We start from the raw sequence: 631 nt of genomic DNA, 5'->3' as shown, positions 1-631 counted from the left end.
GAGCCTGCATGTCTCATCGTCGAAATATCCCAGATCATAGTCCATGAAGCTAGCCAGCCAGATATGGTCCTCGACCTGTTTGATGCCGACGGTCTGGCCGGCAAAGACGAGGCTGAGGTTGATCTTCTTGCAATTGTAGCAGATGCGGCCGCAGGTGGTGACGGTGACGGCCTTGTCGTGAAACGGATAATCGAGATCTGGCAGGCCGGCATAGGGGCGCGTTGAGGGTGCGTAACGCTCTGCCGGGCAATCCATGCCGAGCGCCTGGTGCGGTCGCTCATTGTTGAAGCAGTCGATGAAGTCATCGAAGGCGGCCTGTTGCTGAAGGAAATTGGCGCCTGCCGGTTTGGTGGTTTCCTTCTTCAGGGTGAGGTGCATGCGCTCATGGCGTCCGTTCTGCTGCGGGCAGCCCGGCTTGATGCGCTCGATGTCGATACCCAGGCGCAGCCACCAGACCGACAGTTTGCTGAGGTTGAACAGCGCGTTGGGGCTTGCGAAGGGAACGCCATTGTCAGTGCGGATGGCGCGGGGCAGACCGAACTCCTTGAAGGCGCTCTCGAACACGGTAAAGGCATAGGCTTCCTTGGTGGTCGACAGCGCCTCGCAGGCGATGAGATAGCGGCTGGCGAAG

The 631-nt window shown here is 59.6% G+C and carries 1 protein-coding gene; it reads right to left on the bottom strand.

What is annotated here, in order from left to right; translation table 11 throughout:
- The coding region (locus AU465_RS32955; RefSeq protein ID WP_192257176.1) for an integrase core domain-containing protein at positions 1–631 on the bottom strand (631 nt) is incomplete at both ends.

The organism is Mesorhizobium silamurunense, assembly GCF_014843905.1.
GTDB classification, from domain to species: domain Bacteria; phylum Pseudomonadota; class Alphaproteobacteria; order Rhizobiales; family Rhizobiaceae; genus Mesorhizobium; species Mesorhizobium silamurunense.
Note: the sequence above shows the minus strand (reverse complement) of the source record. Positions and strands in the feature narration are given on the sequence as shown.